Source organism: Lachnoanaerobaculum gingivalis (assembly GCF_003862475.1).
GTDB classification, from domain to species: domain Bacteria; phylum Bacillota; class Clostridia; order Lachnospirales; family Lachnospiraceae; genus Lachnoanaerobaculum; species Lachnoanaerobaculum gingivalis.
Map to the genome: position 1 here is coordinate 287,638 of NZ_RRCO01000001.1, position 17,406 is coordinate 305,043.

At 32.1% G+C, this 17,406-nt stretch carries 14 protein-coding genes and 1 CRISPR repeat array (1 of these 15 only partly in view); of the genes, 3 read left to right on the top strand and 11 right to left on the bottom strand.

Annotation, left to right across the window (positions count from 1 at the left end; genetic code table 11):
• Positions 1–42: 42 nt before the first annotated feature.
• From dinB to EHV10_RS01380, 5 genes are all read right to left on the bottom strand, one after another.
• Complete coding sequence (gene dinB / locus EHV10_RS01360; RefSeq protein WP_128673079.1) at positions 43–1,287, bottom strand: DNA polymerase IV; 1,245 nt, start codon at positions 1,285–1,287, stop codon at positions 43–45.
• A 4-nt stretch (positions 1,288–1,291) separates the two neighbouring features.
• The gene (locus EHV10_RS01365) at positions 1,292–2,737 is read right to left on the bottom strand and encodes a hypothetical protein (protein WP_128673080.1); all 1,446 of its coding nucleotides are present in this window, start codon (positions 2,735–2,737) and stop codon (positions 1,292–1,294) included.
• Positions 2,738–2,842: 105 nt separating this feature from the next.
• Positions 2,843–3,232 (bottom strand): thioesterase family protein, encoded by a 390-nt coding sequence (locus tag EHV10_RS01370; RefSeq protein ID WP_128673081.1) that lies wholly within the window; start codon positions 3,230–3,232, stop codon positions 2,843–2,845.
• A gap of 55 nt (positions 3,233–3,287) precedes the next feature.
• Positions 3,288–4,292 (bottom strand): gamma-glutamylcyclotransferase family protein, encoded by a 1,005-nt coding sequence (locus EHV10_RS01375; protein ID WP_128673082.1) that lies wholly within the window; start codon positions 4,290–4,292, stop codon positions 3,288–3,290.
• Positions 4,293–4,419: 127 nt separating this feature from the next.
• Entirely contained in the window at positions 4,420–4,779 is a 360-nt protein-coding gene (locus EHV10_RS01380; RefSeq protein WP_207667111.1) for a DUF2493 domain-containing protein, read from the bottom strand.
• 545 nt (positions 4,780–5,324) lie between these two features.
• On the opposite strand from EHV10_RS01380, the gene tnpA reads away from it, so the two are divergent.
• The 3 genes from tnpA to EHV10_RS01395 all read left to right on the top strand — a co-directional run bounded on the left by tnpA (position 5,325) and on the right by EHV10_RS01395 (position 7,117).
• Positions 5,325–5,627 carry an IS66 family insertion sequence element accessory protein TnpA gene (gene tnpA, locus EHV10_RS01385; protein WP_128673084.1) on the top strand — a complete coding sequence of 101 codons (303 nt, stop codon included), beginning with the start codon at positions 5,325–5,327 and terminating at the stop codon, positions 5,625–5,627.
• A 486-nt stretch (positions 5,628–6,113) separates the two neighbouring features.
• A complete protein-coding gene (locus EHV10_RS01390) occupies positions 6,114–6,350 on the top strand; it encodes an IS66 family transposase (RefSeq protein ID WP_128673085.1) in 237 nt (78 codons plus the stop codon).
• 416 nt (positions 6,351–6,766) lie between these two features.
• Complete coding sequence (locus tag EHV10_RS01395; RefSeq protein WP_128673086.1) at positions 6,767–7,117, top strand: IS66 family transposase; 351 nt, start codon at positions 6,767–6,769, stop codon at positions 7,115–7,117.
• Positions 7,118–7,321: 204 nt separating this feature from the next.
• On the opposite strand, the gene EHV10_RS01400 is transcribed toward EHV10_RS01395, so the two are convergent.
• The 6 genes from EHV10_RS01400 to EHV10_RS01425 all read right to left on the bottom strand — a co-directional run bounded on the left by EHV10_RS01400 (position 7,322) and on the right by EHV10_RS01425 (position 14,809).
• Positions 7,322–8,218: a hypothetical protein gene (locus tag EHV10_RS01400; RefSeq protein ID WP_128673087.1), complete on the bottom strand. Its 897-nt coding sequence runs from the start codon at positions 8,216–8,218 to the stop codon at positions 7,322–7,324.
• Positions 8,218–9,447 carry a coiled-coil domain-containing protein gene (locus tag EHV10_RS01405; protein WP_128673088.1) on the bottom strand — a complete coding sequence of 410 codons (1,230 nt, stop codon included), beginning with the start codon at positions 9,445–9,447 and terminating at the stop codon, positions 8,218–8,220. The genes EHV10_RS01400 and EHV10_RS01405 overlap by 1 nt, the downstream gene beginning before the upstream one ends.
• A complete protein-coding gene (locus tag EHV10_RS01410; protein WP_128673089.1) occupies positions 9,434–10,180 on the bottom strand; it encodes an RAMP superfamily CRISPR-associated protein in 747 nt (248 codons plus the stop codon). The genes EHV10_RS01405 and EHV10_RS01410 overlap by 14 nt, the downstream gene beginning before the upstream one ends.
• A gap of 92 nt (positions 10,181–10,272) precedes the next feature.
• Positions 10,273–12,240, bottom strand: a complete 1,968-nt coding sequence (locus tag EHV10_RS01415) for a Cas10/Cmr2 second palm domain-containing protein (protein ID WP_128673090.1) — start codon at positions 12,238–12,240, stop codon at positions 10,273–10,275.
• A 3-nt stretch (positions 12,241–12,243) separates the two neighbouring features.
• A complete protein-coding gene (locus EHV10_RS01420; RefSeq protein WP_128673091.1) occupies positions 12,244–13,158 on the bottom strand; it encodes a DUF6602 domain-containing protein in 915 nt (304 codons plus the stop codon).
• 244 nt (positions 13,159–13,402) lie between these two features.
• Positions 13,403–14,809 carry a macrolide family glycosyltransferase gene (locus EHV10_RS01425; protein ID WP_128673092.1) on the bottom strand — a complete coding sequence of 469 codons (1,407 nt, stop codon included), beginning with the start codon at positions 14,807–14,809 and terminating at the stop codon, positions 13,403–13,405.
• Positions 14,810–15,052: 243 nt separating this feature from the next.
• A CRISPR array of direct repeats spans positions 15,053–17,406; the repeat unit is 30 nt; unit sequence CTTTACATTCCATTCTGGTTATATTCCAAT (it continues 6,659 nt past the right edge of the window).

Sequence of the window (17,406 nt, forward strand, 5' to 3'; positions counted from 1 at the left end):
ATTATTAGGGTAATATTATATCACAAAATATTACTCGCAATTTTAACTGTTATATTTTTGCATAGAGACCATTACTTCCCTCATTTGCTCTATATAATCATACACCTTTATACTATTTTGCATGTCCTTTATTTCATCAAAATCTATTTTATAATACATGCTCATCTTCTGCCACTTGCTTTGAATCTTCTCTTTTATCATATCCTTTTGTGTAGAAAAAATATCGGCAAAACTAAGCTGTCTTCCATCTTCCTCCCTCAAGTGGTAAAGTCCGGTCCCAACCAGTCTTACTTCACCCTTTGATACATTCTTTAGAAGCTTGCTCGCATTTTCATATATGGTATAGGCATCATTTGTGCTTTCACTTATAATCATGGATCTTGTAATACTCTTCATATTGGAATAGGTGATTTTAAGAGAAACACCTTCTCCATAAAGCCCAAGTCTCTTTGCTCTTCCCGCTACACGAAAAGACAAAATAAAAAGTACATCATCTAAGAGTTTAAAGCTTGATACATCCTTTTGAAATGTAAACTCCTTACTTATAGACTTGGTATCCTCCTCTCTATATGGCGTCACCTTCCTGTCATCAAATCCAAAAGCCAGGTCAACCAGATATTCCCCCTGTTTTCCCATAAATATTTTCACTTCATTGCTTTTGTTTTGCAGATCCCTTACTGTATCAATACCATATAAATGAAGCTTTTTGGCAGTCTTTTCTCCTACTGTATACAGTGATTTTACATTTCTATCAAGTACCAATGTTACAAAATCTTCTCTACTTGGTATTTCAAAATATCCATCCGGCTTTTTCTCTTCACTTGCAGTCTTTGCCGCAGTCTTTGAATATGCCAAACCGACAGAACAAGTAAGAGAGAGCTCCTCCCTTACCCTCTTTTTGATTTCATGTCCTATTTTTCTTGCTTGCTCCCATGAATTCACCTTTCCGGTCAGGTCAATATAGCCCTCATCTAAAGCTATATATTCTGCTCTATCAGTATAACTTTCCAATATCTCATGTAGCTGATTTGATACCTTGATATATTTATCAAAGTTTGGGTGCATAAATACTCCCTTAGGACAACGCTTAAACGCCTCCTTGATATTCATACCCGAACGTATACCATATTTTCTCGCTTCATAATTACAAGTTGATACAACTCCCCTTTCATTTGGCATAGAACCTATGATAAGCGGCTTATCTATAAGAGTTTTATCATCTCTCATTTCTACAGAAGCATAAAAAGCATCCATATCTACATGAATGATTATTTGACCTCCCAACATATCACTATCCTGCAAAGATTGTACCGTCAAATACATCTTCTACATTCCGGCCCTCTATCATAAAGCCATATTCTTCGGCTCCTCGCATAGGTATGCGAACAATTACTCCGTCCGAAGTGGTATAATCTGTAAAAGTTTTATTATCAGTACCCATGGGAACAAGTAAAGTTCCGGTAGGAATATCATAGTCCCCAAGTTCTTTTCCGTTTATACCGTCCATCTTTTTGCCCTTTATATCAATTTTAGTAGTTAGCCTGATAGGTGTTGTAATATTATAATAATTTTCCAAAAGCTTTGGCATTCCTTTATTATCCAGAGTATATCTTCCCTCTATACCCAAAGTACTTATAGTATAAATTCTGTTTCCAAGATAAAATTCATCCGGATTTAAAAGAGAAGTATCTGCAAAACTCTCCTGTATCTCCATCTTTTCAGATTTATTATTCAAATCAATAATTGATATACTGTTATAATCATTGTCATACTGCAATTCAATGTAAAGATAGGCATTATCTCCTTTTTTCACCACACTTGCCTTAGAAATTCCATAGCTTGCACCTTCCTCATATGTGCTTTTTTCACCGTCAATTGTTACATCTATTTCCTTTAACATAAAATACTCATCAATATCTTGTTCTATTTTCACAGATCTGATTTTACCGTCAAGATTTATCTTTATCTCTTTGTCTGTAGGTATTTCAAAAGCATAGTCCTTTGGCAATCTTAGTATGTCTTCATTGAAAAACTCACCATATATTGCATACTCCAAAGGTATGGAAACTATCCTTTCTCCGTATTCACCCTTTGTGGTCATATAAATCATCATACCACCGCTACTTAGTGTCCACGCCAGATCGGCCTTATCATTCGCTCCCAAATTGAAAGCATCAGGGTTTGTCAAAACAGTCTTTAGCTTATCACTAAGTCCCTCTATGTCTTCTCCATATTCATCTGCAAGGTAATTATCCTTTTCAATCCTATCATATAGCCCGACGGGATCCTTTAATACATCATCTATCTTAAGCTCCTTACCTGTATTTGAGTCTATATTTACCCCTCTAAGCAGTTCTTTTGTATCAGTACTTCCATTCATTACAGTGGTAGCCAGCAATGCACTGAAAACACTTGTATCGGTACGAGTCAGATTTATCCTTGGATAATATCCGCCTACCCAATCATTATTTATTTTATTTACAATATCATTAAACTTTTCATTTCCCTCTACACTAAGTTGAGGTATTGTATTTCCGTCATCTGCTATTTTGTAATAAACATGTGCCTTTAAACTATCCACATCCTTTTGTACTTTTACTTCAGTTTCCTGAATGCTTTCTTTTGCAGAACTCTCAGCCACTGTACTTTCATTTGAATTAATCGTTATTGAAATTTTCTTTCCACATCCTGCCAATAAAAAGATTGCAGGAATCAAATATATAAAACTCTTTTTCATATACTCCTCCTTTTAGCCTATACTACCATAAAACGATTATACCTCCAATAAAGATAGTCTTAAAATGAAAAAAGTGCAGCAGGTTTTGCCCTTCTGCACCTTAACTTATTTATCTGACTTACTGTCAGTCTTTGCCTGAAACTTTTCATTATTTACAATGAATCTTTCATGAATTCCTTCACCTATAAGTCCCTTTTCATCATATGCCTCAACCTTAAATGTAAGAGCTCTTCCATCCACTTTTATAAGCTCAGACTTTATCTCGACCTTCATTCCAAGCGGTGTGGCTGATAAATGCTTTACATTTACCGAAATGCCTACTGTAGTAAACCCCTCATCCAGCTTATCATCAACACTCATAAAGCAGCACTCTTCCATCAAAAGTATCATAATCGGTGTGGAAAACACCTCCAGACTTCCACTTCCTATACCTGCTGCAGTATTTTGCTTTGTTACAATAGTTTCTCTTTGTCCCTTTATTCCTACTTCCAACATAGTGTACTCCTTATTTATAGATATAGGCTATTTTAACATATTTTTATATATAAAGTTATACAGATAAAGTCTGTATAAGAGATTTTAATCTATCGATATAGCAGACCTCGAAGTTATTCGGTATTTCTATTTTTACATTCTCTGATTCATAGATTTTCATATCTTTGTTTTTTGATATATCTGTATTTGCCGCTTTACCAATATCAAACTCTATATTAGCGGCCTTTTCGACTGAGAAAACTTCAAGTCTTTTTGACTCATTAATTTCACCGGATGAAAATATGATAATCTTCGGTTCATCTAATACTTTAATATTATATTTTGAATCTAAATATTCTGCAAAGCCTCTACCCTCTACCTCCAGTTTCTCGGTAGAAGACTTCTCCCAAAGTTTTGTCGGATTACATGTTGAAACCGGCAGCATAACGCTCAATATAGCATTTTTATCGTCACTTATGCAATAAAGCGATACCCTTACATTTATCTGTTTTTCCGCACTTTGATAGGTCAAGTACTCATATCCCAGAAATGAAAACTCTTTATCCTTAATTATGTCTTTAACTTTTTCAGTGAATATATCCTGCTTTTTTTCAATCTTACTGAAATCACATGCTTTAATATCTATCAGATAATTTAGATAAATATCACATACCGGAAACTCCATATCTCTGGCACCCTCAAACTCATCAATAGTACCTTCCAGATCCTCATTATTGCACATATTCTCAACATTATCCTGTAAGTTTATCTTTTCTTCCTTGTCCTTCTTTATATAAATATAGACTCTCTCATAACCAAACTTAGAATGTACCTCTACTTCCGCTTTTATATACATCGGAATAACTTCCCATTGGTCTATATATAACATATCTTTTTTGTCTACAAGTAAAACTCTTCCCTTAACACATCCCCCTGCATTAGGAACCACATTGAAATACTTCTCACCTGTATTTGTAGAATATCCCTCAAGCCTTGCTTCATATGATTCTAAAGTATGCCCTAAGAGTTTATTTTGTAGGTATTCAGATTTCAAAGTTCCGTATACAAATATCTTGTACATAAATATCTCCCATATACCCTGTATTTGAATTTTCATACGAGTATACTTATTCTTTATAAAATTTATTTTCTGATATATTAGCACAATAATAGATGCAAAACAAAGGGGATATGAATGTAAAATAATTTTAAATCTCTACCACATGAACTTTTGCACCGTCTTTTGATGCAATATCTATCATACTTTTTGTACCCTTACTCTCACCATCCCAAAATGCGATAATCATCGGCTCATCTTCTAAGGCGTACTTATACATCTCCTTATTTCTTACCGGTCCTGCACCTCTGCCATATTTCTTCCAATCAGGTTTAAACACAGACACCTTCAGCGAGTTTTTCAAGGCATACTCTTCACCTAATGTGTCTGCTCCTTTTGCATGACCGGATACGATTTCAACATTATCTAATTGTCCAATAATCTCATCAAGCTTTTCAAAGCAAAATTCCCTGTCCTGAAAATTTCTGCCTCCACAAACAATTACTCTCAAAATTATACCTCTTTGATTAATTTATTAAATTTTTAGTTTAGCTTTACCATATATCAGCCAATCACAATGTCTCTCTGATGCCAATGTACATTTTAATAAAATATAACCATATTTGTCTTATCATCTATTATATACATTGAATAATCTGTATTTATACTATTACAAACAGGGCAATTGCCCGGAGTATTTTTGTCAATAATTGATTTCAAGTTTTTTGCCCACTTAAATATTTGCCCTCCTATAATCAAGTCAAATAGTATATTTACTATTCCAAATACTGTGTTAAGTTTTATATTTCAATTCCAAATATATTCAGATTGTATCGAACATTTATTCGATTGTCAATGTGATAGTTTTATATTCTGATCCGGTATATTAAATTATAAACTTTCATGGTCACAAAATGCGACCATGAACACATTATTTTCCAATCTGGTTATATTCAAATATTATTTGAAAAATGTGTAAGCGTCAATTCAAGTACACCTCCCAATAAATACACCTACACTATAAAATAAGCTTATACTAAATATGTGGAGGTGCCTATGGCTAAATATCCTAAAGAAGAAAAAGAGCAATTGATTGAGAAGTTTAAAAATAGTGGATTAAGTATCGCAAGCTGGGCTAGGAAGAATGGATTACCTATTTCAACAGTCACAAGATGGGTGAGTAAACATGATAAGAAATCAAAGTACTCTAAGGATGTTAAATTTATTGAAATCAAGACAACACAAGCTGGCAAGACCCTAAAGATGGAGATAGGTGCTGTCAACATCTTAGTGGATAGATATACTGATCTTGAACTACTTGCAAAGGTGATCAATGTGGTGAATAAAATAAATGTTTAACTATGACAACTATCGTGTAATTCTTTCTTGTGGTGCTACTGATATGAGGAAAAATATAAATGGACTAGCTGAGCGAGAGATAGGATAAAAAAGGACATGTGGTTTGGCCGTCACAAAGTGATACAGAAATCACTATGGATTTATTAATAGATGACTTGAAAAATATAATCATGGCACCGGGAATAAAACAAAAAATAAAGCGTAGTGAAGTCTTCAAAAAGTGTTGATTTTAATGGATTTACCATAGATTTTATAGTATAATCTTTACATAAATATTTGAGATTTGGATGTCCAGTAAAATGAAAACTATAGATGAATTGCAAGCAGAAATTGCCGGACTTAAGGCTATATTACAGGATAAAGACAAAGAGATTAAGACTTTAGAAAAAGTAAAAAGAAAATGACAAAGAGATTGAGACTTTAGAAAAAGTAAAAAAAGAAAAGAGAGAACAGATTGCTAAGTTAAATAAATTAAATAATTGGTATATGGAGCAATTGAAATTAAAAGCAAAAGAGAAATTTGGCAAATCAAGCGAAAAAGCTATTGATGGACAACTTTCTCTTTTTGATATCTTCAATGAGGCTGAAACATTTAGAGAGCTAATTCAAAGTGAGCCACCACAGGAGAGTATTATACCTGAGCGTAAAAGAAGAAAAGCTAAAAAGGGAAGTAAGTTTAATGACATTCCTGCTGAGATAGTTGAATATAAATTAGATAATTGAGCAAGAGTTTAAAAGATTAGGCTTTGAGATATAAAGACAAAATTTATCTAATTGGATCATAAAATGAGCTAATCTTCTAAAGCCTATATATGAGCAAATAAAGCTTAGTCTACTAAATGAGACACTACTCCACGCAGATAAAACCGTCCTGGAGGTATTACATGAACCCGGAAAGTAAGCAGGAAGCAAGTCATATGTATGTGTGTATAGAACAAGCAAATACAATACACATCCTGCAGTATTGTATAAATATACACTTGGCCAAAGGGGAGACTTATCTAAGGAAACTATTCCGCTTGGAAGATAAGGCAGATGAATCCGCTCTTACATTGGAAAAGCGACTGGAAATGAGAAAAATCAAGTCCAAACAAGTACTTGATGAGTTCTATAGTTGAATTTCACAAATATAATCAAAAATCCTTCCTAAGAGTTTAATTGGGAAGGCTATTACTTATGCAATAAATCAAAAAGAGTACTTAGAGAACTTTCTAAAGGATGCAAGAATACAATTAAGTAATAATCTTGCTGAACAAAGTGTGAGGCCATTTGTTATAGGTAGGTCTAATTGTCTATTTGCGAATACACCTAACGGAGCTAATGCATCTACATTGATATATAGTGTAATTCAAAGTGCAATACTTAATAACCTGATACCACAAAAATATCTTACATTTGTTTTTGATACCATACAGTCAGGTGAAGATGCTTCACTCTTATTACCTTGGTCAGATGATATTCCTGAGAGTTGTAAAAATAAAAAGTCGTAGGATTAGAATGATAAGTTCTAGTTCTATGACTTTTTTGCTCTATGCGTACTTATAATGTAAAGCTATAAAAAGCTACTGTCAGTATGCTTTCCATGACTATAATACAAGATTCTTTTGCCAAGTGGTTTTATTTTTTCCACACTTTTTTTACCTCGTTAAAATTATTGTAGATATATGCAATTGTCCATCCTATTTAATCCATCCCTACTTTCTAAATCTTTTTACTTCTACTAAACCGTATGGCAACATAGATTCTTCATCAATGTAAAAGCCGTTTTTAACTTTTTGATTTTCATCCACTTTATTTGTTAGGCTCCCTAAAATCCCTTTATAGCCTCCTAAAAAAAGTATTTTTTTCCCATCTTTAATCAACGAATCAATATTATGCTCTATACACTTAAGCAAATTTATACAGTCTTCTTCTTTTTCCTCAGCTTTTTCCAGTTTTCCATCTTTTATCCACGAATTAATATTTTTTATCCTTTGTTTAATTTCATCAATATAATTATCCAGTTTTCTTTTAGTTATGGAATAGTTTTCCTCCAGCTTATTATCTAATAATTCTTCTGATATATCTGCTTTAAGTAAAATTTCGCCTTCAAATTTTTTCCTTATTCCTATCATTTCTATTGCTACACCCGAGAAAAACGGCTCAAACTTAGGAGTTTTATATGTCAAATTTTGTTTTTCATTAGGCTGAGCTTGTCCCTTATCATTTTCTCCTTCGGCTTCTTGATATAAATATTGAAACTTATATAAATTTTTTAATTCCACATCTTCTTTGCCGATATTTATATCTTTAAATAAGATTTTACTCCTAAATATATCTTCATTTTCGCCTCTTTTGCCGACTAATAATGCTCCTTTTAGTGAAGATGCAGGAATATGGTACTCCTTTGCATAGGAAAAACTTTTTTCTGATAATAAGTCTCTATCTTCATAGCTATAAAGAGGATAGATAATATTAATATTATCCGATTTTTCTACTTTTAGATTCTTGGTGTTCTTATCAATTCCTTTAAAGTCAACACCTTTATACAGAGCCTTTTGCATTCTTGGTGACAAGATTACAGGAGAGATAGTTGTAAATTCAAGTTTCATCAATTCACCTCCAATTTCACAAGATAAGAGTTACCGAAAATAATTGCATTTTTCTTATACATAGGGTTGTATCTACTGTTATCAATACTTTTTCCCACCTCATATAAATCTGTTTTATCTTGTTTTAGTTTGATAACACTTCCTGTGGTTATGAAACTTATTACCTTAGGTATTTCATATTCAATCTCAAAAGGTTTCCTGTCAGATGTATATATATCCAATACAGACATTTGTGCATCAATCTTATCAAAATTCGGTAATAACATTCCTATATTGAGATATCTGTCATCAGCAAATACCTGTCGCAAACCTTCAGCTTCTTTTGACTTTTCAATGCTGTAAATTCTATATTCATTGTAGCCTGAGCTTGCTTTCCCACCCAGAAAACATGGAATTCCATACTCAAATATATCCTTTCCTTTCTTAGCAGAATCAAGTCTTTCGTTCATAGCTTCCAATGCACTTGAGATACAAGTTCCTTCCCTAACTTCTACAAAAAAACTGAACTGTCTTTGAATATCCCCTTTTTGATTCTCAAAGGAAAGAATAGGTAGTGAATACGCCACATTCGGTATTCCCGGAAGTTGCTTAATCTGATTCTCCAATCGAAACTTTTGGATAAAAGTCCGGTTTTTCTTTATATAATTGAACTTTAATAAATCATCAACTCTGATTTTATCTTTGCTTTCTCCAAGTTTTAACAGCGCCTTTAACTGATTTTGTTCAATAAAGTCCATTCTTTTAACAGTTTCATATATGTTTTTCGAAGATAAACTGTTTATAAGTTTAGAGTTACTGCTAAAGTCCGCTTTTATTTTTTCCAATTGTGATTTGCAACTCTGTATTTCTTTATATAATTCATCCTTATGCACTTTATTTAACTTTTTTGCTTTATTTTTTTCTCTTAATTTCTGTACAACCTCTTCACTTTCCCCCCTCAATTTCATTTGCATTTCTTCAAGCTTTTTAATCTCTTCCTGATTTTTGTTCAATCTGCCCTGCATCTTTTGCATAATAAACTCTTTAGGTATGGGATAATATCCGCTTGGAAGCAAATTTGATATCATACATTTTTGCTCTTGCTGTCTTACACCTCGCACAAAGGAACTTATATCCTCTTCACAACAATACTTTTTGGAATTGTTAATTAGGAAACCGAAAAGCCTTTGAGAATCGGGCAAAGTGGTCATCTCACCTATTTTATTAAGTTTTACTTCATACCTTATCATCACATTTCCCCTCTTTTTGGTCATTGTCAAAAGCTACCCTTATCTGTCCATATCCTCTTGACTTGGAGTTACCTATTCCATAAATTCCCTCATTAAACATTCTCAATGCATCTTTAAGCTCTTTTTCTATATGAACTTCTATTTTCTTAATCTCATCTTCATTTGTTATACAAAAGGGATTATAGAATCTGATAATACCTTCAAATTCCACACCCGGTTTTATAACTTTATAAGTCCTTGGATTACTAATTATGTTTCCATTTACCTCTTCTATACAGGTTTTTGTATCTATCAAAAAATAATCATCAATCTTCTTATCTTTAGATTCTATAACACGAAAATCTGAGCAGAATATCCTTGGTAAGCCGTTAACCCCTTCAATTCCGAAGATATACTCTGCCTTTAGCTCATTGCTACCAAGTTTTTTCTCAAGATTTAAAATCATTTTTTTGATTTTCTCCGTCTTAACAATATCTTCGCTCTTATAGTTTTCTAATATTTTCTCTATGAGCCGTTTTACATATTTTTTGGTTTCTTCCATATTTCCTTCTTTTTTTTCCAGTTCTCTTACTATATTTCGTAAGGCACCCTTGAAGGCTGAACCGTGTATAATAGGTCTTCCGTTTTCATCTATAGTAGTAGACTGATCTACTCCACCGACAGAAAAGCTTTCAGTTTGGTTGCCAATTAAACAACAAGATTCAGTAGTTAATTTTATCTTTATTTCTAACATAATTACTCCTCTTATATTAGCTTGCTTTACATAAAACAATACCACAAACTACTTTTTCTGATATTTTAAATATTTTTACCATTTTATTTTCCTTAAATATTTTTCTCTGCTGTTTTTAGAATGATCCTTTGTTCATTGTATTTATATATAAGAATAAGTCTATCAATCCACTTTGTATCTTTTATTTTGCTAAAATATTTCTCGAATTTTTTTTCATTAAATTTAATTCTATGAATGTTTTCAATTTCTTCCTGACTATTCTCATTAAAACTACGATTATAGTTTATAATCATCCTTAATGCTTGGCTGCTTTTTTTAGTCTCCATCAACATTTTTGCCCTATAAAATATTGTCGGTTCAAAATGTGCTGATATATATAGTTGCTTTTTATCTTTAGAAATCTTTTTAATAAATAGTTTTTCTATCGAATCATATTCGCATACTTTATCCAGTAAGTAGTTTATAGGTTTATGGAACATAACAGAACGTATTCTTCTTTTTTGATCAGTGGCAGCACCTTTATCTGATGAAATAATATATTTTTTCACTTTAGTCTTCCCAAATTTATCTGAATATTGTTCTTTTAAAAACAATAATATCAGCTTTAACTTCGGAATTAAAATATCATTAATTTTCTCAGGCACAAAGTATCTTTCTTTTTTATTCTTCTCATCTCTTTTTTCTTCTACCAGATGAGATAATAAATAATATTTAAAATACAGTTCTTTATTTTCTTGAGCGTTCCCGATATCTCCTGTACAAAGATTTGGCTTTAAATAATATAAGGCATAAAGCATCTGCTTGTCCTTATCCTTTTCTGTTTCCAAATTTATCAGTAAATTATGTAATGATGTTCTTGTAAATATTTTTTCTTCCATCATTTCTTTGAGTTCTACAACTTCATTACAAAAACGAAAGAAACCGTCATTTTCACCATGACCTAAACCCTCTTTATAAATATAAAAGAAATTCCCCGCCATACTGATTCCAACTACTGAGTTTAAAGATTTTTGTTCTTTCATATTTTTCTTGGCAACAGATAATTCCTTTTCCACCATCTGACTATAGTATCTAACAGGTTGGTGATTATTAACAAAAACCACTCCTATAGCTATGGACAGTTCTATTTTCCCGGATTCACCCTGTATCTCCTTCAGTTCTTGGTTAATATCTCTAATCATATTATGCAATAATTTTATAGACTCAAATAAAGCATTAATACGCACTGCGTAAAAAATATCATCACCTGCAACAAAAAATGGAAGTATTGACTTTTTCAGTATTTCTCCGGACTCTGCTTTTTCACTCTCTTTCTCTATTGAATACTTTCCGATTTTTTTACTCTTTATAATCATTTTACTAAGGTTATCTATTGAAATTTTCCCCGACAACAACTTACTTACTTGTAAATATTTATTATAATCATCATTGATTTCTTTCATAATACTTCCAAGATTGTTGATATCTGCCTTTACAATAGCAATCTTCCCATCACTACTATCCATCTCATGATTTTCGTCCAGTACAACCAAATCATCCATATTAGTCAAGAATACATTTTCCTCTCTTTTATTTTCAAACAGATGATTTGGGCATTTGCTATCCAACTCTCTAAAGCTAAATAACACTTCGCTATTATCTTTTATAACCTGCGATTTGATTGCACTTTCTTTAAGTAAACGTTCAGCTTTCCTTAAAATTTCCATATTATCCTTTTTATCATCATGAATGGAAAAATCTACATAATTCATAAAAATATTACCTTGAGAATCCGCATAAATCTTTTGATACAGTCTTTTCAACTTAATTTTAATTTCTTCTTTGGGTTGTTTACTTAGAAAAACAACTTTTCCGGAAATCCAAAGAATCTTATTTTTATCTTCCGCTTGTTGATCATTAAGATTAAATTCAATCTCTATTTCTTTTAAAATACTACTTGAAACATCATTTGAAGCCGAAATAATATTTCTAAGCGTTTTTTCATCTGCTTGATTTTTATCAATCATCTGAAAAATATATCTTTGAACTTTTTCAACAACTATCGCTATAGCAGTATCCATAACCTATTCCTCCTGTATATCATTATTAAACATATCTACATAAGCCTTATGTGGGAAAAACATAGGATTATTTATCATCATTAATATTTGGTTGAATTGAAAAATAAATGAAAGTAGCGTATACTTCTTTGTTTTATGACCCACCTTATAATCACCTATTTTTCTTTCTTTTAATTTTTCAAAATTTTTACCATTTGTTTCTAAACTATCGTCCTTATCTGCTTGATTATATTTTTGTAGTACTGTAAATAAATCATTATCTGCAAAAGTGATTTTCAGATTCCCGCCGTATGACGTTTCTTCAGAAGCATCTTTATTTTGTTTTTCATTCGATTTACTATTTTGATGTGCTTCAATAACAATATCAAATTTATTTCGCCCTTTAGAATCATCCGTATTTGTTTCATCAACAGGTATATGACATAATATCTTAATAGGTCTTGTCGCTGTTTGAATAGCATTATTTTTACTACCGTCTTCTTTTAGTTTCCCTATATGAATATATGTAGCCAATCTAACGATTGAATCATTTGAAGTTTTTAGAACATCAATAGAATCTGCCCATTCTTCCAGATCTTCAGGATTTAAATTTCTACTTTTACATTGTACTACTGCTGCCACTGCTTCTACAGGTATGAACTTTATTAGCCCGTAATTAAATATATATGGTGTGTATTGCTCATCATATATAGCTATATCTACTTCCTTCGAAACATTTTGATTTGAATCTATTATGAACACCGAGCGGGCAATATTGAATTTTTTAGGAACTATCCTTCCGAAAAAATTTACCCAAATTTCTTCACGATATGAACCGGCAGTTAATTGATGATTGGTCACATCATAATTTAATTGAGTTACCAACTCTCTTTCCATTTTTAAATAATTTTCCTTAATATCCCTAATAATGTTACTCATATCCTTACACCTCTCTGTAAAAAAATTAAAACTTTGATTCCAAAATTTATCTATTTCTATAGCTCTCTCAATGTTTTATATCTTTCGTTAATAAATATTACATATTAAAAATTTGCAATACATTGCGATTATATATTCTTTTTAAGATTATACAGACAGAACATTTTTAATTTCAGCATTTTACATTCACATATAATCTGTATTTATTTTTAAAAATATATGTACTACCCTACTCATAGTCTTTTTAGCAATAATTTTTCTTTCCATTAATTTTTTTGATAATAGCATCGTACCGTTTTTTCTGTACGCTCCTACCTATCGGTAAAGACAGCATAACACCAACAATACTAACAATCCACATATATTTCCAGCTTATGAACATTCCAAAAAAGGCAATCAGTATTATAATACTTAGCCAATATATAAGTTGAAACTTTCCATTTTCTTTATTTAATTCACTCAATACATCAACACCATCAGATGGATGGGGAGCGTTTTCTATAAATTCCGCAGCTCCTGTTGTTCCAATACAGGAACGAAAATCTGTACTGCAATTTTTTGCCGCTATACTATAACCTCTATTATTCAGCACTTCCTGTACGGCAAAACGAATACCCTGCACAGAATAATTATTAAGCATAACACCTGCTCCTATTTCTGCAGTTCTTCTTGCCACAGCCCTTTGTTCGCTTGTCTGTGGATAAAGAACCAGCGGAGTAGCCATATACAGACTCTCAGAAACACTGTTCATACCGCAGTGAGTGATAAATACATCTGCCTTTGAAAGAATACCGAGCTGGTCAACATATGGGTATACTTTAACATTTTCAGGCAGTATTCCCAATGACTCTCGATCCATAACATTACCACATGATATGACTATGTCTATATCCTGACCTTTTAGAGCCTCAATACATCTACTATAAAAATCCGGTCTGTTATTGATAACTGTTCCCAGAGAAATGTAAACAAGTGGTCTTGGCTTTTCCTTCTCAGGCTCATCTTTTGAAAAAACTGACGGACCAACAAAAGCATAATGCTTGGAGAAGCTCTCTGCATAAGGTTGGAAATGTCTTGAAGTATAAACAATTGAATCTGTATTATTATCACTTTTAACCAAAGATAAAGCACTTTGTACATTATATCCATAAGGCTTGAGTTTACTTAGTTCTTTAGATATTTTAGGCAGTCCAAAAATCATATCCACCAGTTCTTTTAGCGAATTTTTCATATACTGCGAAGACATTTGATTAAAAGCAAATGTACTTGTGGATACAACCATAGGCACACTATACTTCCATGCATTAAGTTTTCCCCAAAAGCAGATAGAGTCCGTATATATAACCTCAGGCTTAAATGACAAAAATTCATTATGCAAAAACTCATCCATTGCAAGCGTAGTACGAATACCCTGTATTGTCATTTCAGTGATAGAGACATTTTTAAGCTCTACCTCTTCTCTTTTTGTAAGCTTTGCAAGATAAGAATCACAGGATATAAACTCGGCTCCTGTTGCCTCTATCTTACTTTTAAATTCATTAAATGAATAAAACCTGACTGTATTTCCTCGATTAACAAGCTTTGCTGCAACAGGAAGCATCGGATTTGTGTGACCATGTGCAGGAATACAGAAAAAAGCTATTCTTTTCAATCAACATCACCTTCCTTTTCATAATAATTTATACATCTATCTTCCACATATAATACATACTTCTACAAGATTCCGGTTCTAAATCAGGAAAATCTTTTACTAAGACTCCCAAGATTACATTCCCTTCTAAAATCACTTATAATCTCCTTTCAAAATATTTTTATAGATATTTAAAACTATTAATAATTTTATATTTCATAGCACCATTAACAGACATCTATAAACTTGCTACATATCATTGTACTTTACATTCCATTCTGGATATATTCCAATGTTTAACAGGGTAAAGGCGATACAGTCCAACTTAACTTTACATTCCATTCTGGATATATTCCAATTTGAATACGCTACAGCAATATCTTACTAACCTTGTCTTTACATTCCATTCTGGATATATTCCAATTTTAAAGCAAGTACTTTTTCATAAAATCCTCCTTTCTTTACATTCCATTCTGGATATATTCCAATGCATTGGCTCAAAATCTTGATAACTATGATAGAATGACTTTACATTCCATTCTGGATATATTCCAATTGTTAAAATCAAATTCAAAATTACTTTTAGAAAGTTCTTTACATTCCATTCTGGATATATTCCAATGAAAGTGCCTCTATGCCACTAACAGCAGAAGACGAATCTTTACATTCCATTCTGGATATATTCCAATGACTTAACCTTTATCGCTCCCAGTTCAAGAAACTCCCTTTACATTCCATTCTGGATATATTCCAATATTAAAGACCAGTATTTTCAATCACTTGGACGCAACTTTACATTCCATTCTGGATATATTCCAATTGTCATCAATGATAATTTCAAAGTCGGACGGGGGTCTTTACATTCCATTCTGGATATATTCCAATTAGCTTAGGCACAATCAATCAAAATGGCAGTACAACTTTACATTCCATTCTGGATATATTCCAATGTTAAGTTCTACATAGCTATCATAGTTAGCGTACTGCTTTACATTCCATTCTGGATATATTCCAATAAGATATCCGTGTTCGCCGGCAAGCATGTTTGGAACCTTTACATTCCATTCTGGATATATTCCAATGTAGGTGCAATAGGAGGATTTGTAGCAATGGCATTCTTTACATTCCATTCTGGATATATTCCAATGCAAAAACTCAAAAGGAAAAAGGGGAAGAAACTTATACTTTACATTCCATTCTGGATATATTCCAATTGATACCAAAACGACAGGTTGGTATTGTCCTACTTGCCTTTACATTCCATTCTGGATATATTCCAATAGAAGTAGCCTTTTTATAAAATTCAATGTTGATATTCTTTACATTCCATTCTGGATATATTCCAATGCGGCTATCTAGTGAGAATTTTTCATAGATTTCTTCCTTTACATTCCATTCTGGATATATTCCAATGGTAATACTTCTGCTGATAACAGCTTTAATCGTAACTTTACATTCCATTCTGGATATATTCCAATCGGCATCCCAATCCGAACAATACAAGACTGGGAATACTTTACATTCCATTCTGGATATATTCCAATAAGTGTTGCCAAGGCTGCAAGTGATATCAACGATACTTTACATTCCATTCTGGATATATTCCAATGCAAAGTTTGCTTCAGAAACTTGATTCGGAGTCATCCTTTACATTCCATTCTGGTTATATTCCAATTCATCTTCATGATAAGCTACTATTTCTTTACTATCTTTACATTCCATTCTGGTTATATTCTAATTTTCCAAATATTCCGGTTATCATATTCCATGCCTCTCTTTACATTCCATTCTGGTTATATTCTAATTATACTTGCAAATGCTTTATTTACAATATTTCTAACTTTACATTCCATTCTGGTTATATTCTAATATGGATAAATACAGATGGCAGATGGTTTGTAGTTGACTTTACATTCCATTCTGGTTATATTCTAATTCAGTGAAACTGAAATAAAGAGATTATGGGAACTACTTTACATTCCATTCTGGTTATATTCTAATGTTTTTAGGCAAGAAGATGTGCTGCATATAAAAAACCTTTACATTCCATTCTGGTTATATTCTAATAGCTCAAGATTAAAGATTGCAGCAGAAAAGGCCAACTTTACATTCCATTCTGGTTATATTCTAATGCGTTTGTCCCGTATATCTGGGATTTGGGTAACAGACTTTACATTCCATTCTGGTTATATTCTAATAATTTCCCGGCTATAAGCTAAAATTGCCGATACAATCTTTACATTCCATTCTGGTTATATTCTAATGCTTTTACAGATGTAAATCTGGGAACAATCAATCAGAACTTTACATTCCATTCTGGTTATATTCTAATTGGTAATAACTTTTTTGCAACAGGTAGATCATCAAGCTTTACATTCCATTCTGGTTATATTCTAATTACAAGTGCCATGGGTGATGATTTAAACATAGATATCTTTACATTCCATTCTGGTTATATTCTAATTACACCTCCGATAGCATTTATAGCATTAACTATTACCTTTACATTCCATTCTGGTTATATTCTAATAATCATGAAGCATATGATAGATAAGGATAAAGTAACTTTACATTCCATTCTGGTTATATTCTAATGAGTAAAAAAAGGAATAATTTAC